Here is a 21,649-nt window from a genome sequence, read left to right as displayed (position 1 = left end):
ATGATAATAGACGTTCATGCACATGTGTATGTTTCTCCAAAAATCTGTTCTCGTTTCGGTACGAAACCATTCCTATCGGCCGAGCAGCAAATCAGCATGATGAATTCCAAAGGAATAGACAAGGCTGTAATTCTGCCGCTCAATAATGCCGAAGCGCCTGCGGAACATCAAAGCATAGGCGAGGTATTGTCCATTTGTGAGAAGTATCCGGGCAGATTTATTCCCTTCTGCAATCTCGATCCGCGTCTGCCTTGCAGGCCGGATATGATTACCGCCGATGTGTTCGTCAGATATCTTGAGCAGTACAAAGCTTTGGGCTGTAAAGGGCTTGGCGAAATGGCTTGCCGAGTTTTTTGGAATGATCCAAGTTTATTGGCTCTCTTGGAAGCCTGTAGTATTGTCGGATTCCCTGTTCTTTTCCACACGACAACGCCGGATGAAAATTCCTATGGTGTTCTGGATTTCATAAATTTACCATATTTGGAATTTGTGCTGAAAAAACTTCCAAATTTGAAATTAATTGGTCACAGCCAGGCTTTCTGGAGCGAAATAAGCGGCGACTTAAAATGGCAGGATAAAAATTCATACCCCGTAGGCAAAGTTACGCCCGGCGGCGCTGTACCGAGATTGCTGCGCAATTATCCGAATCTGTACGCAGACCTTTCGGCAGGCAGCGGCCTTAATGCGCTCTCACGAGATACAGAGCATGCCTGGAAATTTATCGAAGAATTTCAGGATCGCTTGCTTTTAGGCCAGGATTATTGTGCGGTTGATAACGATATGCAGCACGTCGAATGGTTAACTGATGCGCTCAAGCAAGGTAAAATATCATCTTCCGCGTATAATAAAATCACATCTGGAAATGTTTCCAGGATTCTGAATTTATAATTTTTTTTTAAATCTAAGTTATAAAGGGAAAACATTTATGGAACGGTTGGCAATAGACGGTGGTAAACCAATTTTCGAAAAACCTTTATCTCCTCGCAAGCTATTTGACGAACAAGAAAAACTTGCCGTTATGCGTCTGTTTGATGATGCTATCAAAACCGGCGAGGCGTTTGGATATAACGGACCTGTAGAAAAGCAATACGAAAAGGATTTTGTCGATTTCATGCAAGGTGGTTTTGCCGACGGCGTCAACTCCGGCACCAATGCTGTGTTTTGTGCCCTGGGAGCTCTGCAATTAGATGCATTGTCCGAAGTCATAGTGCCGCCGATTACCGATAATGGAGGCGTAACGCCGGTTGTATTTGCAGGCTGTGTGCCGGTTATGGCTGATAGCGATCCACGCAGTTTCAACGTTTGTGCTGATGGAATCAAGCCTTTGATAAATGAACGTACACGAGCAATTCTGGTTGCCCATATAGGCGGAGAACCTGTTGACATGGACCCGATTATCGCTCTGGCGCGGGAGCATAATTTATATTTGGTTGAGGATTGTGCCCAGGCACACGCCGCAAAATACAAAGGTAAAATGGTTGGAACTTTTGGTGATGTTGCCGCTTTTTCAACAATGTTCGGCAAGCATCATTGTACCGGCGGGCAGGGCGGGGTTGTTTACACCCGCAATGAAAAGCTTCATTGGCAGGGCAGACGTTTTGCTGACCGTGGCAAACCGTTCAATTTGTCTGTTGAAAACAATGTTGTCGCCGGCTTGAATTGCAATTTGAATGATCTTTCAGCCTGCATCGGCAGCGTGCAAATAAAGAAACTTCCAGGCATAATTGAGAAAAGACGCAAATTGGCCGGTCTTCTTAGAGAAGGCCTCAAGAAATCCAGAGCTGTTTCAATGGGCTGGCAGGTGCCGGATACTGAAAGTTCATATTGGTTTGTTCGGTTGAAATTTGATTCAAATGTAGTTCGTGTTGATAAACAGACTTTTTGCAAGGCACTGGCGGCAGAAGGCGTCATGGTTAATCCAGACTATAACCATGTACCTTGTACATTCCCGTGGTTCAAAGATAAGGCCGTTTTTGGTAAGAGCGGATTCCCATGGAACTGCTCCGATTATAAAGGCCCAAGAAATCCTTCTTTTGAAATGAAAAATACTCGTGAAGCAGTTGAGGCTCATTTTATTGTACATTTATTTGAAAGTTGGAGCGAATCAGATATTAATAATATTCTGGCTGCTCTAAACAAAGTTGAAACCGCTTATCGAAAATAAAGATGCAGAGATTTTTCAAATGAGGTTTGGATACTAACTGATACTAAGTTCAAGGTTTGGGCAGAGCAATACAGTGCAAGGTTTTAGACGCCTGAGGCGTTTGCATGTGCGCATAGTATGTAAAAGTCGTCTGAGCCTAAAAAGTATGATGGGTGCAAGTGCCGTAAAGTTGCGTTCCATTAAGTTACTCTTTAGTTTCAGCGGCAATTTGCGTTGCAGTGCTCAAGCCCTGTGCCACTTCTTCAGGTATAATCCCTTTGCGGACATATATCGGATGAATCAGTTGACGCAGACGCGGAATCTGGAAAACGAAAAACAGCATAATTATTATCGTGCATACTCCGCACAGCAGCAGTGTGTGTGGTGCGCCGATTCTTTCAGCGACAACGCCGGCAAGAAGGTTGCCGAACGGTGCGGTGCCTACAAATGCCATTACGTGAAAGCTCATTACCCGGCCTCGTTTGTCGTCGTCTGTGATAGTTTGCAGAATAATATTTGTCGACGCCGACTGCACCATTAAGCCAAAGCCCGGCAGAACTATCAATAAAAGCGACAGCCAGAGCACCTGCGATAAGGAGAATCCTATTAAACCAACAGCGAAAACGCCTCCGGCGAAAACAACTATATTGTCGAATCGCCGCGGATTTTTTTGTATCGCCAGGAATATAGCGCCCACAAGTGCGCCAATTCCAATCGCAGATGTAAGCATACCAAGTGTTCTTGAATCGCCGTGCAGAATATCTTTTGCAAAAATCGGCAGAAGTACAGAATAGGGTACTGCTACGATACTAATGAACGCTGTAAAAAGCAATACCGTTCTGATTGGAACAAAACCGAAGGCGTATTTCGCACCGTCTTTTAAGCCCGCAAGAATATTCGACACAGATTTTTTCTGAATAGGCCGAGTAATTTTCATTGCGACAAGCGAATAAATAACAGCTAAAAAGCTTATTCCATTGATAAAGAAACAGACGTATTCGTTGCCGGTGATTGCAATTAAAAAACCGGCAATAGAAGGGCCTATCAATCTGGCTGCGTTAAAGATAAGAGAATTTAATGCAATCGCATTTGGCAAATCTTCTTCGTTATCCACGATTTCATAAATGAAAGCCTGTCTGGTTGGAATATCGAATGCGTTGATGATTCCGATTAAAATGCTTAGCGTGATTATCCATATCAGATTTATTTTTCCGAAGAAAACCAGCGCAGCAAGGAGAAAAGCCTGCAGCATAGCTAAAATTTGTGTGGTTATCAGGATTCGGCGTTTTGGGCTATGGTCGGCAATTACGCCGGCAATCGGTGCGCCAAGAAAAACAGGTATTTGGCTGCAAAAGGGGACTAATCCAAGATAAAACGCCGAGCCGGTGAGTCGGTAAACAAGCCAGCTCATCGCAAGCTGCTGCATCCATGTGCCAATCAGTGACGTTCCGTGTCCGGCAAAGTAAAGTCTGTAATTCTTATGTTTTAAGGCTCGCAAAATCAGTTCAATGCTGCTTTTTGACGAACCGTTATTATTCGCTGTCATTTTTTATCCTAATCCGGCAATGCCAGATTACAAATTATATATAAGTCTGATAGCATAACAATCATAAAACCTCGCTGTGGTCAAATCTTCAAATATCCCCAATTTTATAGGACTTTCAGGCCTAAATTATGCTGTAAATTCTTAAAATACAGCGGTTTATATTAACTTCAGGTTAGGGAATGCCGATTTTACACTGAATAAGGTTTAAGGCTTGACATTTTGTGAATTAGTATTCATAATATGAATATATGTTCATAGAAAGTTAAGCTGGTTAATTAAGAAAAAACAGGGAATTGCTATGGAAACGATTTCAAGAAAAGAACGGGAAAAAATCAGGCACCGGACAGAAATACTTGCCAAGGCGCTGGATTTGTTTTCAGAGAAGGGGTTTCACAATGTTTCGATGCAGGATATTGCCGTTCGTTCGGAGTATGCGGTAGGAACTCTGTATAATTTTTTCCAGAGCAAGGAGCAACTGTTTGATGAATTGAGAAATGATTGCGTTGAAAGAATTTTACAGTCACTGATGCCGATTTTGGAAAGCGATACGCCTGAAAATGAAAAGATACATGTTTACATTGTGTCTCATATTGACTTGATGGAAGAGAATTTGAAATTTATCAGGTTGTACGTTGCGCAGCACGGGACGTTGACGCCTTCTAATAACGAAAAGGAAGGAAAGGCTTATGAAGTTAAGACTGTTTTGCGAAATAAGCTTGTAGAAGTTATTAATGCTGGAATTGCAAAGAAATTTTTTAAACCTGTGGATACCAATATTTATGTTCTTTCGTTAGAGGCATCGCTTCAGACTTATATTATGGAATCATCAGTGAATTATAATAAGGCCAATGTACAGGATGGGCTTGCAAAGATTGAGAATCTTTTCTGTGGTATGTTGATAAATTAATGAACAGAAATAAAAACATTTTGTTTGTGATTTCATTGCTGGTAATTTTCCAGGCCGGCTGCCAGAAAGTCAATGACCGTCTGGTCAGGCAGGAGCACGCCGGAGCATTCAGTGCATCGCTGAAAAGTGAAACCAACGATGTTTTATCGATGAAGCCTGCGTACGGCCTGAACGACTGTGTATCTATCGCTTTGCAGAATAATCTTGAGATACGGATATCTGCAATCGAAGAAAAAATATCCGGACTTGAACGGAAAGTCGCTTTTGCAAATTTCCTGCCCGTGATAAATCTCGATTATTCAGAGACAAGGTGGAACAGAACACCTATGACTAAATTTGGCGGTGCTGCCGCGGCTACTCACGACAGGGCGATAAAAGACGTTACCTGGCAGATGCAGTTATCTGTATTCGACCCGCAGACGTGGTTTCTGTATGAAATGTATAAACGCGGCGAAGAGCTGACAAAAATTGTCAGCCAATATACAAGACAGACAATTATTCTCGACGTGATAGTTAATTATTATCATTGCCTGTCTTTGCAGGAGATGCAGCTGGCTCTTGAAAGTCAATTAAGTTCGACGCAGGGGTTGCAAAGTGAAATTGAATCGCTGTACAATGAAGGACTTGTTACCGATTGGCAGCTTCAGCAGGCACAGTTGAATGTGCTGGCAAGACAAATTGATGTCAATGAAGCGCGTTATGCCGTGCAGCAGGCAAAAGGAGATTTGATGTTTTCGCTGGGGTTGTCGCCTTTAGCTGATATCAACCTGATTCCCGAACAGCCTTTGCAGATGCCTGATGCTCCTGTAGAAGAACTTGTTTACACTGCAATGCTGCAAAATCCGGGTTTGTTTATTTCCGACAAACAAATTCAAATTGAAAAAGAGAAAGTCAAAATCGCGTTGGCAGGATTCCTGCCGAAGCTGGCGATATTTGCCGGCAGAACCAATACGTCCGACTCGTTTCAGGTATTTCAAAATTTCTGGACTTACGGTTTGTCGGGCACTTTGCCGATTTTCAACGGCTTTGCCAATATAAACGAATACAAGGCTGCTAAAGAAAGGCAAAAAGTAGCTTTTATAGAACGAGAGCAGCAAACGCTTGTTTTGATGCTTGAGGTTTATAAGGCTTATTTAAATCTTGAAAACGCAAAAGAAATGTCTGTGCTTACACTGAAGGCTTTTGATACGGCATCGAAACATTTCGAAGAAACAAATGAAAAATGGAAAGAAGGATTAGTTGTAAGTTCGGAACTTCTTGAGGTAACCGCCGAAAAAGACAACGCTCAAATGGATTTGATGACAAGCAAATATCAACTTCAGGTAAGTATTGCGGTGTTAAATAATCTGATGGGGCAAAATAACAGCCCGAGCGAGGCACTCTATGGAAAACAATGAAAAGCCGAAAAAAATTAATCTTTCTGCGATAATTATAATCCTTCTTCTGATTGTAATCGCGGGGATGCTGTTTTATTACATTAGGATTGTGAAAAAAGCGAATGTAGTGGTACAGCAAACTCCTGAAGAGCCGAAATTTTCCGTAGTCGCTTCGCCGATTGCAACAAAAACATTTGAACGATACGCTGCTGTTCAGGGAAATCTTGAAGCCAAAAATTTCGCTTATGTTTCGCCGAGGATTCCGGGCACTATCGAAGAGCTTTTTGTCGATGAGGGGGACAACGTTACTGCCGGAAAGACAATGCTGTTTCGCATCGATTCGGTAAAACTTGAACAGGCTGTTGAGGCCGGGAGAAAAGCGTTGGCTATTGCCGAGAGCACTGAAAAGCAGGCACAGGCCGGTTTGGAAAAAATTAAAGTTGATTTTGAAAAAGTTCAGCTTGATTACAACAGATACAAACGGTTATACGAAAAGAAAGCTGTAACCGCGAACGCGTTTGAGTTGCAGGAATCGCACTACAATCAATTGAAAGCCGCGATAAAGGCCGCTCAGGCGGATATAGATCTTGCCCGTTCCAACATAGAGCGAGCCAGGGCGGATTTGATTATCTCGCAAAAGAACCTGTCTGATACAGTTGTTTATGCTCCAATCAGCGGTTTTGTCAGCGCAAGATTCAAAGAGCCGGGCGAAATGGGAAGTCCCGAAGAGCCTGCGCTTCTTATCACGGATAACAATTCGATAGAAGTCAGTGCGTATCTGCCCGCTCAATATTATTCGGAAGTTATCGCAGGGCAAACCAAAATGCGTGTCAATGTTTTCGGCAAAGAGCACGGCGAACAGTCGCTATATTATAAAAGTCCGACTATTGAAAATAAGCTTCGTACATTTGAAGTGAAATGTTTACTCGATAATTCATCGCATACGATAGCTGCCGGCGCAATGGCGGATATAAAAGTCATCTTCGAGACAAGAAAAGCTCTTGCTGTTCCGACAGTGTCGATTCAGAAACGCGTTGACGGAAATATAATTTTCACAGTCAAAGACGGCAGGGCGCATCAGGTTGCCGTGCAGACCGGTCTGGAAAATGACGGCATGACAGAAGTCAGCGGCGATGAATTGAGCGAAAAAGATATGGTTATAACGATGGGGCAGAATATGCTTGATGACGGCAAAGTGGTTGCTGTTCAGGAGGGGAATAAATAATGTTTCTTTCCAACGCATCAATACGAAGACCTGTAGCGATGGGCTGTTTGATTATAGGCTTGTCGCTGCTGGGATTGAATGCGTACCGTAAAATGGGGCTTGAGCTGATGCCCAAGCTCGATGTGCCTTATATCACCATTACCACGATATATCCCGGCGCAAGTCCGGAGCAGATTGAAACAGATGTCGCGAAAAGAATCGAAGATCAGGTAGTTACAATCGACGGCCTTAAACACGTAAGTTCATCGTGTATGGAAAATGTGTGCCAGACGCTGCTTGAGTTTAATCTTGACGTCGATGTCGATATTGCCGCGACGGATGTTCGTGAAAAACTTGATTTGATAAATGAGGATTTTCCGGAAGATGTGGAAGACCCGAAAATTTTGAAATATGATATTAACGCCAAGCCCATTATATATATGGCCATTACGGGCGATTTGCCGCTGGACGATTTGTATGATTACGCGGACAACGAATTGCGAGACAAGCTGACGGTTATATCGGGCGTCGCGGATGCCGAACTTATCGGCGGAAATATTCGTGAAGTGCATATTATTCTCGACAGAGACAAACTTGCCGAAAAAGGGCTCAACAGCCTGAATATTCTTCAGGCAATACGACAGGGCGTTAGGCTGATTCCTTCCGGCCGAATCCAGGAAAAAGGAACTGAATATTCTGTAAAGGTTGATGCGGATTATTATAAAATTTCTGATTTCGAGTCGATGCAGATAAACAGCGGCAGCGGACAACGTTGCTATCTGCGAGACATCGGCAGAATTGAAATGGCAACCGAAGAAGTTCGCCAAAAAGCATTTATCGACGGCAAACAGGCGGTATATATTAAAATAGTCAAAAAAGCCGAAGCCAACGCCGTTAAAGTTGTTGACGCGGTCAAAGCGGCGGTTGAAAAATTGAACAAAGAATTGCCTGGCGGAATGAAATTGGTCTGGGTTTCCGATGACGGCGTGTTTATCAGGGCCAGCGTGAATAGTGCCTGGAGCGATATAGGGCAGGGCGTTGCTCTTACTGCTTTAATTCTGTTTTTGTTTCTTTATAATCTGCGTTCGACGTTTATCATTGCGGTTACGATGCCGCTGACGATTATCATCGGTCTTTTTTTTATGCAGTTTTTGGGATATACGCTTAATATCTCGACGCTGCTTGCGATTGGATTGTCGATTGGTATTCTGGTTACAAATTCAATCGTTGTTATGGAAGCGATTGTTGACAGACTGAATAAAACCGGAGATCCAAAAGAAGCATCAAGGCTCGGTGCCGCTGAAGTTGCGACTGCTGTTATCGCAAGCGCAGGAACAAACGTTGTTGTGCTTTTCCCGATAGCGATTATGGGCAGTATGGTCGGAAAGTTTATGAAGCCGCTGGCCGTAACAATGCTCATTATGAATCTTGTGTCATTGTTTATATCGTTTACTCTGACGCCGATTTTGTGTTCTTTGATTCTTAAGCCGGTTGATCCGAATAGAAAAACAATTCTTAAGAGAGTGGAAAACGGCTTCAATCGTTTTCTCAATGTTATAATAAGCGGCTACAGAAAATTGTTGACGTTTAATGAGCAGCATCGTATAGTTGCGGTATTAGTTGTTCTCGTAGCTGTATTGTTATTCATACAATCATTAAAGCTCGCCAAGAAGGTCGGTTTCAGCTTTTTCAAGGAAAGCGACCAGGGACAAATCTACGTCAAACTCGAATATCCCACCAGATACGATCTCAATCTGACGGTCAAGCGAGTTCATGAAGTAGAAGAAATACTTAAGGACCTGCCAGAATTAAAACACACTCTGACAGCTATCGGCAGAGTTGAAGGCACTATAGGCCAGGCGTCCCAAGGCGTTTATCTTGCGCAGCTGCTTCTGAAGTTTTCAGAGCGAACGGAACGCCAAATTGCACTTGAGCAGCTTATGGAAATTACAAGACAGAAGCTGGCGAAGTATCCTGAATGTATTGTAACGGTTTCGCAGCCTTCGATTATTGGCGGACAGTCAACGGATATCGAACTTGAAATTTCAGGTTCGAATCTTGATGTGCTTGACAATCTCGCGTTGTATGCCAAGAGCATAGCGACCAAAGAGAACGGATATATTGATACCGACACGACGGTTCGCCAGGGTAAGCCGGAACTGCGAGTTTTGCCGAAAAGAGCGGTGCTTGCGGATTTAGGCATTGCCGCGACAGACTTGGGGCTGGTGTTGCGTGCGAATATCGAAGGTATTGAATGTGGAACATTTAAACAGAACGCTCGCAATTATGATATTGTAGTATTGTTTGATAAAAAGGAAGGCAAAAATCAGGTTGAACAATTTATGTTTCCGGCCGGTGACGGCAAAACTCTGATGTTGACTAATCTCGGCGATGTTTATCAGAAGATTGCTCCGATACAAATAACAAGGAAGGACAAGCAGCGTATATCTAAATTACTGTCGAATCCTTCAGTAACAAAACCGCTCGGCAATGCAATTGATGAATTAAGTGCAAAGCTTGATGAAAGCGGAAAATTGCCTCCGGGATATAATTATAAATTTGCCGGAACCGCGGAAATGATGGATGAAGCTATGATGGCGTTCGGCGAAGCGGGAATTATCGCTATAGTTTTATGCTTCCTTATGCTTGCGGCATTATTGGAATCGTTCAAGCAGCCGTGGCTGATTTTGGTTACGCTGCCTTTGGCTATTATCGGCGTTATATTGGCGCTGGCGTTGACTGATGAAAGTATGTCGATGTTCGTGATGATGGGAATGGTTATGCTCATCGGTATAGTTGTTAATATCGCGATTTTGATTATGGATCAGTTTAACGTTCACGTTAGACAAGGCGTGCTGATTCACAAGGCGATGATTAGTGCCGCGTGCGAACGTTTTAGGGCGATTCTGATGGTTACGTTGGCTGCGATTTTAGGTATGATGCCGCTGGCAACCGGTAAAGGTATCGGAGCGGAATTGAGAAATGGCGTAGGTATTGCTTCTGTCGGCGGTCTGGTTGTTTCGGGCGTACTTACGCTGATAATAATGCCGGTTCTTTATGATTTGTTTACACGTAAAAATCATAAAAACAAAGATAGTATTACTGTTGAAAATTAATATCTGTAAAGGATGTACAAAAATGAATAAAAGAAACAAAAACAAAATGCAAATAACAATAATCTTTATTGGCGTTGTTATGTCGGGTGTGTTTTTGCTGGCAGGCTGCAAGGGCAAACAGCAGATGACAATGCCGATGCCTGAAGTCGTGGCGATTAAAGTGCATACACAGCCGGTAGTCCTTAAAACAGAATTGCCTGGTAGAACATCTGCGTATCGAATCGCGGATGTCAGGCCGCAGGTCAGTGGTATAATACAGAAGCGTTTGTTTACAGAAGGTTCGGATGTTAATGAAGGTCAGGTTCTGTATCAAATTGACCCGGCACCGTTTCAGGCCGCTGTTAATAATGCTAAAGCATCGCTTACCAGAGCCGAAGCAAGTTTGCCTTCTGTCAAATCGAGAGTTGAGCGATATAAGGAGTTGCTTGTTGATAAAGCCGTAAGTCAGCAGGAATTTGATGACGCGACAAGCTCGTTGAATCAAATTGAAGCTGAAATTCAATATTATAAAGCAATGCTTGATACGGCTAACATCAATCTCGGCTATACAAAAATTACCGCGCCGATTTCAGGTCGTATTGGCATGTCAAGTATAACCGATGGCGCTATGGTAACTGCTTATCAACAGGTGGTTCTTGCGACCGTTCAGCAGTTGAATCCGATTTATGTCGATGTGCCTCAATCCACATCGGAAATGTTGCGATTGAACAGACACCTGAAGACTGGTATGCTTGACCAGAACGAAGCGAGCAAAAACACAGTAAAACTTTTCCTTGAGGATGGTACGCCATATCCTTTGGCAGGCACTCTTCAGTTCCGTGATATAACGGTGGACCCGACGACGGCTTCTGTTATCCTGCGGGTAGTTTTCCCGAATCCTGAAGGAGAACTTTTGCCGGGTATGTTTATGCGTGCTGTCATAGAGGAAGGCGTTCAGGAAAAAGCCATCCTCATTCCACAGCAGGCAATATTACGTGATGTAAAAGGGAATCCAATGGCGTATGTTGTTAATGAAGACAAGGAAGTTGAAATACGTATGCTTAATCTTGACCGCGCGATTGGTGACCAGTGGCTTGTAACATCGGGTCTGGAAGTTGGTGATCGTTTGGTTATCGAAGGCATCCAGAAAGTTCGTCCCGGTGCTGCTGTAAAAGTTGTTATATATAAAAACGGTAAGGATGCGAAATCCGCCGCACAAAATCAAATGAGCGGGAGTAAATAAATGTTATCTAAATTCTTTTTAGAGCGTCCGGTTTTTGCTTGGGTTATCGCCATTATAATTATGGTATTGGGTGGTCTTGCGATTTATAAATTGCCTGTTTCGCAGTATCCTCCGATAGCTCCGCCTTCAATCTCAATTACAGCGGGCTATCCGGGTGCATCTGCTGAAACTGTTGAAAACAGCGTAACGCAGATTATCGAGCAGAAAATGACCGGCTTGAGCAATATGTTATATCTTTCAGCCAGCAGTGAATCATCCGGTGCTTCTCGTATCGATTTAACATTTGCTCCGGGAACAGACCCGGACCTTGCTTGGGCACAGGTGCAGAACAAACTGCAGCTTGCCATGGCCAGTCTTCCGGATGTTGTACAGACACAGGGTGTAAAGGTAAGCAAGTCCACACGAAATTATCTTTTGATTATAGGTTTGATATCGGAAGACGGCAGTATGGACGGACACGATTTGCGAGACTACGCGCAGTCGAATCTTGAAAAAATACTTTCGCGTGTCCCCGGCGTCGGAGAAGTTGAAATTTTTGGAAGTCAGTATTCTATGCGAATCTGGCTCAATCCGGACAAACTTATTGATTATCAAATGACAATTCAGGATGTTGTCGTTGCGCTTAAATCTTACAATGTGGAAGTTTCCGCCGGCCAGTTTGGCGGCGCGCCTGCCGTAGAAGGGCAGCGTTTAAACGCCTCTATTCTTGTGCAGAGTATGCTCAAAACACCTGAAGAGTTTGGAAGTATTCCGTTGCGTACAAATCCAGACGGTTCTATTTTGCGAGTTAAAGACATTGGACGTGTGGAGCTTGGTGCCGAATCTTATGATGTCGAAGCGTTTTTCAACGGCAAACCCTCTGCTGCGATGGCTATTCGACAGGCCGCAGGTGCTAACGCGCTTGATACGGCAAATAATATCAGAAACAAAATGGCGGAGCTTAGCAACTTTTTCCCTTCAGGTATGAAAGTTGTGTATCCTTATGATACTACTCCGTTTATTACCGTAGCTATCGAAGAGGTTATTAAAACGCTTTTAGAGGCCATACTCCTCGTTTTCCTTGTGATGTATTTATTTATGGGGAATATGCGTGCAACTTTGATTCCGACGATTGCAGTGCCGGTAGTGCTTTTGGGTACTTTCGCGACATTGGGATTTTTCGGATTTTCAATTAATATGCTCACGATGTTCGCGATGGTTTTGGCCATAGGTCTTCTGGTTGACGACGCTATTGTTGTCGTCGAGAACGTCGAGCGAATTATGGGCGAAGAAGGGCTTTCGCCAAGAGAGGCTACTGCAAAATCGATGGGACAAATCACGCCTGCTCTGATAGGTATTGGTTTAGTGCTTTCAGCGGTGTTTGGCCCGATGGCATTCTTTGGCGGCGCGACCGGCGTTATCTACCGTCAATTTTCTGTTACTATTATTTCGTCGATGATGCTTTCGGTTGTGGTTGCTTTGATACTTACACCTGTCTTGTGCGCGTCACTGTTAAAACCCATTCCGAAAGGACATGAACCTGCCGATGCGAGCGTATTCTTTATGCGCCCGTTTTTCAAATGGTTCGACCGTAATTTTTTCAAAATCAGAGATTTGTACGTTGGAGTTGTCGGACAGTCTTTCAATAAAAAATTCCGCTATCTGTTGGTGTTTGTGCTGATTGTCGCGGGAGTCGGATACATATTCAAAAAAATGCCTACGGCTTATCTGCCGGATGAAGACCAGGGAATTTTAATGGTGCAGACTTCGCTTCCGGCCAACTCGACACTGGAGCAGACAAAGCAGGTTATGGAGACTGTCAGAAATTATTTTATGGGGCAGGAAAAAGACGCCGTGGAATCATGTATGACAATTTCAGGCGTAAGTTTCTCCGGCCACGGACAAAACGCGGGTTTATCATTTGTAAAACTTAAGGATTGGAAACTTCGTAACAATCCAAATTTGAAAGTAAATGCGGTTGCCGGAAGAGCGATGGGCGCGTTTTCACAGATTCGCAGCGCGATGGTATTTGCCTTTGCTCCGCCGGCGGTAACCGAACTCGGCATGTCCAAGGGTTTTGATTTTCAATTACTCGACCGCGGCGGTCTGGGACACGAAAAATTAATGGCTGCAAGAAATCAGCTTCTCGGTATGGCCGCACAGAGTCCTGTGATGACAAAAGTTCGCCCGAACGGCCTTGAAGATGTTCCGGAATATCACGTGGATGTCGATTGGGGAAAAGCCGGCGCTTTGGGCGTTCCAATTAATGATATTCACAATACAATTTCCGCTGCGTTCGGAAGCGCGTACGTAAACGACTTCATTCAGGCCGGCCGTGTAAAGAGAGTATATGTGCAGGCAGATGCTCCTTATCGTATGCTGCCGAAGGATATTGAAAAACTTTACGTCCGCAATATCAGCGGAAAAATGGTTCCATTTTCTTCGTTTGCGTCAGGTCGCTGGACCAGCGGTTCTCCAAAGCTTGAGCGATTCAATGGTTTCCCGTCTATTAATATTGTAGGTGAATCAGCTCCCGGAAGAAGTTCGGGCGAAGCGATGGCTGAAATGGAAAAATTTGTAAGAGCTTTACCGCAGGGCGTTGGCTACGACTGGACAGGTCTTTCTTATCAGGAAAGACAGGCCGGCGGACAGACTGTTCCGTTGTACGCGTTTTCAATTTTGATTATTTTCCTTTGCGTCGCGGCGCTTTATGAAAGCTGGACGATTCCATGTGTAAATATGCTGATGCTTCCGCTGGGCGTATTCGGCGCGATGCTGGCGACACATTTTCGCGGACTGCCGAACGACGTTTATTTCCAAATTGGATTCCTTACCACTCTTGGTTTGTCCACGAAGAACGCGATTTTGATTATTCAGTTCGCGCAGCATCGTATTGATCAGGGTGAAGGGCTGATTGAAGCAACGCTCGGAGCCGTGAAGACAAGATTCAGACCTGTTATGATGACGTCATTGGCATTTTTCTTTGGCGTTTTGCCCTTGGCGATTTCGACAGGCGCAGGTGCCGGCGCTCAAAACGCGATTGGAACGGCCGTTTGCGGCGGTATGCTTTCAGCGACTTTTATTGACTTAATATTTATTCCGCTGTTCTTTGTGCTTGTAAATCGCTTATTTGCGAAAAAGCATCAGCAGCCGGTAACGATTGCCGAGTTGGATTCGGCTTCTTCACAGGAGGTGCAGTAATATGCAAAAGTTATATTGGATTATTGGTTTAACTTTAATGGTTAGTGTAACAGGTTGTTCGATGGCGCCTAAATACACAAGACCGGAATCGCCTGTCCCGACCGAGTGGCCGAAAGGTGATGCTTATAAGGAAATTAAAACAGACGCTAACGCTCCGGCAGTGGATAAAATTACATGGCAGCAATTCTTCACTGATGCGAAATTGCAAACGGTTATCGATATGGCGTTGAAGAATAATCGTGATTTGCGTCTTGCCGCGTTAAATGTTGAAAGAGCACAAGGAATGTACGGCATACAGCGTGCAGAACTTTTCCCGGTTATTAACGCGAACGCCGGACTTACTAAAACGCATTTGCCTGCTGATTTGTCTGGTCAGGGAGTGTCGTTGACGAAAAAAACATATAACGTTGAATTAGGCATGGCTTCATGGCAAATCGATTTCTTTGGATATATCCGTAGCTTGAAGGATGCCGCTTTGCAGGAGTTCTTTGCTTCTCAAATGGCTCGCCGCAGTTCGCAGATTACCCTGATATCGCAGGTTGCCAACGCATATCTGACACTTGCTGCTGATAACGAAAGTCTTCAAATCGCGAGGTCCACATTGGATTCGCAGCAGGCTGCTTATGATTTGATTAAGAAGCGTTATGATATTGGTCTTTCGCAGGAGATTGATTTGCTCCAGGTGCAGACGCGTGTTGATTCAGCTCGTGTTGATGTTTCGCTTTACACCAGATTGGCTGCGCAGGATAAGAATGCCTTGGATTTTTTGGTTGGTTCGACAGTGCCGGATGATTTTTTGCCTGCGACGTTGGACGCCGTTGCCCAGCCGCAGGAAATTTCAGCAGGAATATCTTCGGATGTACTGTTGCGCCGTCCTGACGTTCTTCAGGCCGAGAATATGATGTTAGCGGCTAATGCGAATATCGGCGCCGCACGCGCAGCTCTGTTTCCGCGTATAGCTCTGACAAGTTCGATTGGCACGTCAAGTACGCAGTTGAGCGGTTTGTTTTCCAATGGCTCGACAACGTGGACGTTCGCGCCGCAAATTACAATGCCTATCTTTGACCCGCGTGCATGGTCGGCGCTGACTGTTACAAAGACAGACCGGAAGATAGCTCTTACGAAATATGAACGTACGATTCAGCAGGCGTTCAAGGAGGTTGCCGATGCTCTTGCGGTTCAGGGCACTATCGAATCGCAGTTAGCCGCGCAGCGGTCATTGACAAAAGCACAGGAAGATACTTATCACCTGTCGAACACGCGATATTTGAAGGGAATTGATAATTATTTGTCGGTGATTGATGCCCAGCGGTCGCTTTATGCCGCCCAGCAGGGACTCGTTTCATATAGATTGGCAAAAATCACTAATCAGGCCAGACTTTACGCCGTTTTAGGCGGCGGAGATGACTCCATTTACGCCAATAATCCCAAAAATTAGGACAAATTTCCAATATAGCCATTTTTTGCTGTAAAGTGTTATTTTTATTGATATTTAGGTGAAAAAAGGTTACCAAGAGGAAGTGGTTGTTTTGTCCAAATAAAGGATTTTTATGGTCAAACTGGCGATGATTGGCGCAGGGGGCTACGCATTTAATCTGATTAAATGGATATGGGAAATTCCCGATGCAATCAGCCTTGTCGCCGTCAGCAGCAATCCTTCAAGGCACTCTCCCGGCAGGGCAGCATGTTTGGAAAAAGGCATTCCCGTTTACGATGACACCGATAAACTCTTGGCCGGCATCAAAGGCAAAGCCGATGTCGTTTATGTGCCCACGCCGATTAATACTCATTTCAGTCTTACGAAAAAATGTATCGATGCGAGCTATGTTGACAGGCAGGTTTTATGCTTGCCGGACTCACGATTTTAGAAGGCACGATTCCGGACGAAGAATATCACTGTCGGCTCTGTCCTTTAACAAAGGATAATCCACGAATATCAGACTGATTCATCGTCGAAGCAGCCTGTACCTTGTTTGTTAATAAAAAAAAGATTAAAAAAAATGAAAGAAAAATATATTACAAAATTGATTTGACAAAGGTCGTTCCATATCAGCCCTGCCATCACTATGGCAGGGTTCGTAAAGCCAGTTTTATAGGGTGGGGGCTTTACTCGCCGCAGGTGCGGTTTGTCCAAAGTATTGCCAAATCTTTAACTTGATAATTTTGATAATTATATTACAATCCTGTTTTGTTAATTGTTTTTTGAAAGGGTCAAACTGTGGCAAGGCATTCAAGACTTGACGTTTTAACAGCCATGAAGAAAATTGGTTTGATTCCGGTTTTTTATCACAATGATTTTGAAACCGTGAAAAATATCGTAACGGCCTGTGCAGATGGCGGCGCGAAGTGCATTGAGTTTACCAACCGCGGCGACAGAGCGATAAACACATTCACAAAATTAGCCGAATATAGAGACGCCGAACGCAAAGATATTATTTTGGGCGTCGGCTCAATTTGTGATGCTCCGACAGCCGCGATGTACATTTCCGCAGGCGCCGATTTTATTGTCGGCCCGTGTTTTGATGAAGACACCGCAAAAATGTGCAACTGCCGAAAAATTCCGTATTCGCCCGGCTGTGGAACAGTAACGGAAATTCAAAGAGCGCATACTTTCGGCGTTGAAATCGTAAAAATCTTCCCCGGCGAAACAATCGGCGGCCCTGATTTTGTAAAGGCTGTAAAAGGCCCGTGCCCATGGACGGAAATTATGCCGACCGGCGGTGTTTCACCGACAAAGGAAAGTCTGACCGAATGGTTCAAGGCCGGCATCGTTTGCGCTGGTATGGGCTCGAAACTGATTACAAAAGAATTGATTGCCGCAAAAGACTGGACTGGAATTGCGAAGAAAGTAAAAGAGACGATTGATATGATTAATCAAATCAGAGGAGGCAAATAGAATGTCAGCTTTGGATATTAAACCCGCAGCGAATTGCAGATACGATATTCTTTCGCTCGGCGAAGTAATGATTCGTCTCGACCCCGGCGATAACAGAATTCACACAACAAGAGAATTTAAAGTCTGGGAAGGTGGCGGCGAATATAACGTTGCAAGAGGTCTTCGCAGATGTTTCAATAAACGCGCCGCGATTGTTACCGCGATACCGGATAATCCTGTTGGCAGATTGCTTGAGGATTTGATGCTGCAGGGCGGCGTTAATATGACGTATGTTAAATGGGTGCCGTTTGACGGTATCGGCAGAGATGTTCGTGTCGGCCTGAATTTTACCGAACGCGGTTTCGGCGTAAGAGCCGCCAAAGGTTGCAGCGACAGAGGCCATTCGGCTGCTTCAAATTTGAAGAAGGGCGATATCGATTGGGAAGAAATCTTCGGCAAAGCGGGTGTGCGATGGTTCCACACAGGCGGAATTTTCGCCGCGCTTTCCGAAACGACAGCGGATGTGATAATAGAAGCTGTTACGACAGCGAAAAAATATGGCACGATAGTTTCGTATGATTTGAATTACAGGCCGAGCTTATGGAAATCTATCGGCGGCCAGAAAAAGGCGCAGGAAGTAAATCGCAAACTCGCTCCATACATCGATGTAATGATGGGCAACGAGGAAGATTTTACAGCATGTCTTGGTTTGGAAGTTCCGGGAATGGACAAACATCTTTCAAAACTTGATCCGTCAAATTTCAAAAAGATGATTCTCGAAGCGGTAAAACAATTCCCGAATTTCAAAGCCGTTGCCACAACGCTGCGAAACGCAAAAACCGCAAGCGTTAATGACTGGGGCGCAATACTTTATTCAGACGGCAATTTCTATGAAGCGACACTCCGCGAAAATCTGGAGATTTACGACCGTGTCGGCGGCGGCGACAGTTTCGCATCAGGATTAATTTACGGCCTGATGGAAGGCAAAACTGGTCAGCAGGCAGTTGAATACGGCGCAGCTCACGGTGCGCTGGCTATGACAACGCCCGGCGACACAACGACGGTTAGCCTGTCCGATGTCGAAAAAATTATGGCCGGCGGCACTGCGCGTGTGGATAGATAGATCCAAAACATTCTTTGTCATTTCCGCGCAGGCGGTCGGAGCATTAGCGTAAATCTACGTCGATTAGCCCTGCCGTCATTTTAATCCTCGCAGGGGACCACGGCAGGGTTCATAAAAACAGTAAATTCCTAAATTTTGATTTTTTATATTTGATTTTTGATTTTACTATTCCATCCAGTTTTCTGCCATTAGCGAAAATTCATAGAAGTTCACATTGCAGTCGTTGTCATAATCTGTGTCAGCAATTGCGTTGCAGTCTGTCATCAGCCAGTAATCAGCAAAGGTATCGAGGTCGTATAAATTTACCTCTCCATTGCGGTCGAAATCGCCGTAAACAGTATAAAACCAATGCGGCGGATATGGCGTTCCCGCGCCTGCGTATGCCATTACCTCGTCCGGCACATCAGCAGCGTCATCAAGCTTATAATCATACGGAGGTGTAAATATTGTGGAGTAAACATTTGTTGCCCACGTTGGTTGTGTGCAGTTATAAAAAATATTGCCGGTGTTCCAGCCGATTGGTGTACTGTCAAAGGAATAAACAGAAGCAGTGAAGAGAAATAAAGATACAAGAATCCCCGCCGAAAAAAGTGTCTTTTTCATACCACCATCCTTTAAATAAAGAATCTGTTGCTTTATCTATTAAGGATTTTACTAAAAGTTTTGCAGGCAATCAACGTTAAATGCTTGTTTTTAAAGGATTTGCGCAAAAAAGCCTTTTTCTTTGCGCGTTTCAATTTTTCGAAGTGTCAAATTTGTTTTGTGCCAAGTAAGGCTTTTAAAGTTTGAGAAATTAAAAGTCTTTTGCTATAATTTTTTTTGATGTTGAGGTTTTTGATTTAGAAATGTTTAAACAGTAAGGAGGTTAAATGAGTGCCAAAAATATTATTCTTATCATTCTTGTCGGTATTATAGTTGCTGCTATCGTTCTTTTTAGTATTCAGGAAAATCAAAAACCTAAAGAAAAGATTGATTTGAAGCTTCGTCTCAAAGTCGGCCAACACCATGAAATGAAATTGACTAATGTTTATGAGGTGGTGCAAACTTATAAAGACAAAATGGCTAAATACAATTCGAAGACAGACCAAGTAGTGGGATTGGATGTTGGCGCCGTTGATACGAATGGAACGATGAATATAGTTTTTTATTATAAGTCTGTTGCATTGGATGCAAATGTCTCCGGCCGCACTATAAAGTATGATTCCACCAAACCTCCTGTCGAAACAAATGATATATATATTAAAGCGATTTCAGATGTTACTGCCGCCGTTATAGCAAGTAAGTTTTCGGTTAAAGTCAGTCCGACAGGCGATAGAGGCGAGATTAAGGGCTTTGAAGCTGTTTTAAAGAAGATGGAGCCGAAGATAAAAAAAGAAATTATAGAAGAAATCAACGACCCGAATTTTAATGAGAAGACTTTAACTGTGATTGCGAAGAAAATGTTGGATAACGAGGTCAATGCGAGGATTTCGTTTTACAAACATTTTCTTGGTTCTATCGAATCTGATACCAAAGAAATGCTCGGCAATATTTTTATCAAGTATCCATGCAGGACGGTAACGGCAGGTAATAAATGGTACGACAAGACGCAATTGAATATTTACAGTATGCCGGTTGACGCCAATCTTACTTACATATTGAAAGGTAAAGAAAATGACATTGTGTATGTCGATAGTATTTCTGACGTTGATATGCACAAAAAGCTTAAGGTTGTAGAAGTTAATGCGAGGGAGAAAATCTCGAAATATATATCTGGTGTGCATTTGGCCAAAAATTCACTGGATTTTAATACTGGTCTGTTGCGGAAAAGCGAAGCGATGATTAAATTTACAGGCTTGCAGTACGTTGAAACTGACAAAACAGCTTTGTCTAATTTCAGTGCTAATCTTAAAAGTGTTCGTCCGAATATGAATATACCAATAACAATCAGCGGAAGTGCTATAATCGAAATGATTAAATAGGGCATTAAAGTGATATTTATCGTTCTAATTTTTGCGGGTGTGGGCATCATACCGTGGAAGGTGGATGTCCCTGAAGAGAGAGTACCGGTTGCCAACTGGCTTATAATAGGAGGCATTATCGTTTTTTTTGCATGGCAGATGAAACAGACCGCTTTGTATCACACGACAATAAAAGAGGAATTGCGTAATGTTGCGATAAAAAATAGTAACAGCTCTTTCACCTTTAAGGAAGACATTTTCAACAATATGGTGCTCAAAAGCTGGAGTACGAGGGAATTGTTCGGTTATATGTGGCTTCACGCTAATATGCTGCACATGTTTGGCAATTTGTATTTTCTATGGATATTTGGAAATTCGGTATGTACCAAAATAGGCAATCTGAAATTTATAATTCTGTATGTGCTGTTTGGAGTTGCGGCTGGTGCTGCGCACATGTATTTTTCCGGCAGACCGGCCATTGGAGCAAGCGGCGCGATTAACGGAGTTGTTGGAATGTATCTCGTACTTTTTCCGACAAATGCCATTTCGTGTTTGTTTTATTTTCTGCCGATTGGCTATTTCAAATCTTTTGATGCTGCAAGTTATGTCATAATTTTGATGTTTTTTATTCATGACATAATCTTTTCAATTTTTGGCGTTGGGAACACCGCGTATTTCGCGCATTTCGGCGGATTTGCGGCAGGCGTTATTATGACTTCTTTGTTACTGCTGACAGGTATAATTAAGATGAAGCGGGATGAGATTTCTATATATAAAGCCCTTGCGCCAAAACACGCGGAGCCGTTGAAAAAACCGCTTTACGAAAGAATCCTCGCTCGCGATTATGAAACTGGCGAAAACGTACAGGTTTCCGAAGAATTGTCAGCGTCTTCCGCTTTCGCCGAGAGTCTTATACACCTGCAATGCAGATGCGGAATGAAGTGCAAAATTTCCATTCAGCACGCCGGCAAAACCGGAAAATGTCCGCGCTGCAAACAGCCTGTTCGAATACCGTAA

General features: G+C 43.7%; 16 protein-coding genes. 14 read left to right on the top strand and 2 right to left on the bottom strand.

Annotated features, from left to right (window positions below; translation table 11 throughout):
• Together LLF92_12285 and LLF92_12280 are read left to right on the top strand one after the other, a co-directional pair.
• Complete coding sequence (locus tag LLF92_12285; GenBank protein ID MCE5341884.1) at positions 1-888, top strand: amidohydrolase family protein; 888 nt, start codon at positions 1-3, stop codon at positions 886-888.
• Positions 889-925: 37 nt separating this feature from the next.
• Positions 926-2,164 carry a DegT/DnrJ/EryC1/StrS family aminotransferase gene (locus LLF92_12280; GenBank protein ID MCE5341883.1) on the top strand — a complete coding sequence of 413 codons (1,239 nt, stop codon included), beginning with the start codon at positions 926-928 and terminating at the stop codon, positions 2,162-2,164.
• 184 nt (positions 2,165-2,348) lie between these two features.
• Here LLF92_12280 and LLF92_12275 read toward each other — a convergent pair whose 3' ends face one another.
• Positions 2,349-3,689, bottom strand: a complete 1,341-nt coding sequence (locus tag LLF92_12275) for an MFS transporter (GenBank protein MCE5341882.1) — start codon at positions 3,687-3,689, stop codon at positions 2,349-2,351.
• A gap of 298 nt (positions 3,690-3,987) precedes the next feature.
• Here LLF92_12275 and LLF92_12270 point away from each other — a divergent pair, with 298 nt between their 5' ends.
• The 10 genes from LLF92_12270 (at position 3,988) to LLF92_12225 (ending at position 18,692) form a co-directional block, all read left to right on the top strand.
• A complete protein-coding gene (locus LLF92_12270; protein ID MCE5341881.1) occupies positions 3,988-4,596 on the top strand; it encodes a TetR/AcrR family transcriptional regulator in 609 nt (202 codons plus the stop codon).
• The gene (locus LLF92_12265; protein ID MCE5341880.1) at positions 4,596-5,993 is read left to right on the top strand and encodes a TolC family protein; all 1,398 of its coding nucleotides are present in this window, start codon (positions 4,596-4,598) and stop codon (positions 5,991-5,993) included. The genes LLF92_12270 and LLF92_12265 overlap by 1 nt, the downstream gene beginning before the upstream one ends.
• Positions 5,980-7,197: an efflux RND transporter periplasmic adaptor subunit gene (locus LLF92_12260; GenBank protein MCE5341879.1), complete on the top strand. Its 1,218-nt coding sequence runs from the start codon at positions 5,980-5,982 to the stop codon at positions 7,195-7,197. Before LLF92_12265 ends, LLF92_12260 begins: the two co-directional genes overlap by 14 nt.
• The gene (locus LLF92_12255) at positions 7,197-10,292 is read left to right on the top strand and encodes an efflux RND transporter permease subunit (GenBank protein MCE5341878.1); all 3,096 of its coding nucleotides are present in this window, start codon (positions 7,197-7,199) and stop codon (positions 10,290-10,292) included. Before LLF92_12260 ends, LLF92_12255 begins: the two co-directional genes overlap by 1 nt.
• Positions 10,293-10,338: 46 nt before the next feature.
• Positions 10,339-11,514 carry an efflux RND transporter periplasmic adaptor subunit gene (locus tag LLF92_12250; protein ID MCE5341877.1) on the top strand — a complete coding sequence of 392 codons (1,176 nt, stop codon included), beginning with the start codon at positions 10,339-10,341 and terminating at the stop codon, positions 11,512-11,514.
• Positions 11,515-14,694: an efflux RND transporter permease subunit gene (locus LLF92_12245; protein ID MCE5341876.1), complete on the top strand. Its 3,180-nt coding sequence runs from the start codon at positions 11,515-11,517 to the stop codon at positions 14,692-14,694.
• Position 14,695: 1 nt separating this feature from the next.
• Complete coding sequence (locus tag LLF92_12240; protein MCE5341875.1) at positions 14,696-16,132, top strand: efflux transporter outer membrane subunit; 1,437 nt, start codon at positions 14,696-14,698, stop codon at positions 16,130-16,132.
• 112 nt (positions 16,133-16,244) lie between these two features.
• A complete protein-coding gene (locus LLF92_12235; protein ID MCE5341874.1) occupies positions 16,245-16,562 on the top strand; it encodes a Gfo/Idh/MocA family oxidoreductase in 318 nt (105 codons plus the stop codon).
• A gap of 350 nt (positions 16,563-16,912) precedes the next feature.
• A complete protein-coding gene (locus LLF92_12230; GenBank protein MCE5341873.1) occupies positions 16,913-17,590 on the top strand; it encodes a bifunctional 4-hydroxy-2-oxoglutarate aldolase/2-dehydro-3-deoxy-phosphogluconate aldolase in 678 nt (225 codons plus the stop codon).
• A gap of 1 nt (position 17,591) precedes the next feature.
• A complete protein-coding gene (locus tag LLF92_12225; GenBank protein MCE5341872.1) occupies positions 17,592-18,692 on the top strand; it encodes a sugar kinase in 1,101 nt (366 codons plus the stop codon).
• Positions 18,693-18,857: 165 nt separating this feature from the next.
• Here LLF92_12225 and LLF92_12220 read toward each other — a convergent pair whose 3' ends face one another.
• Positions 18,858-19,295 (bottom strand): hypothetical protein, encoded by a 438-nt coding sequence (locus LLF92_12220; protein MCE5341871.1) that lies wholly within the window; start codon positions 19,293-19,295, stop codon positions 18,858-18,860.
• A gap of 266 nt (positions 19,296-19,561) precedes the next feature.
• Here LLF92_12220 and LLF92_12215 point away from each other — a divergent pair, with 266 nt between their 5' ends.
• The gene (locus tag LLF92_12215; GenBank protein MCE5341870.1) at positions 19,562-20,653 is read left to right on the top strand and encodes a DUF6263 family protein; all 1,092 of its coding nucleotides are present in this window, start codon (positions 19,562-19,564) and stop codon (positions 20,651-20,653) included.
• A 9-nt stretch (positions 20,654-20,662) separates the two neighbouring features.
• Positions 20,663-21,649 carry a rhomboid family intramembrane serine protease gene (locus tag LLF92_12210; protein ID MCE5341869.1) on the top strand — a complete coding sequence of 329 codons (987 nt, stop codon included), beginning with the start codon at positions 20,663-20,665 and terminating at the stop codon, positions 21,647-21,649.

The organism is Planctomycetaceae bacterium (assembly GCA_021371795.1).
Taxonomy (GTDB): Bacteria; Planctomycetota; Phycisphaerae; order Sedimentisphaerales; family UBA12454; genus UBA12454.
This window is presented reverse-complemented; position numbering and strand designations above follow the sequence as displayed.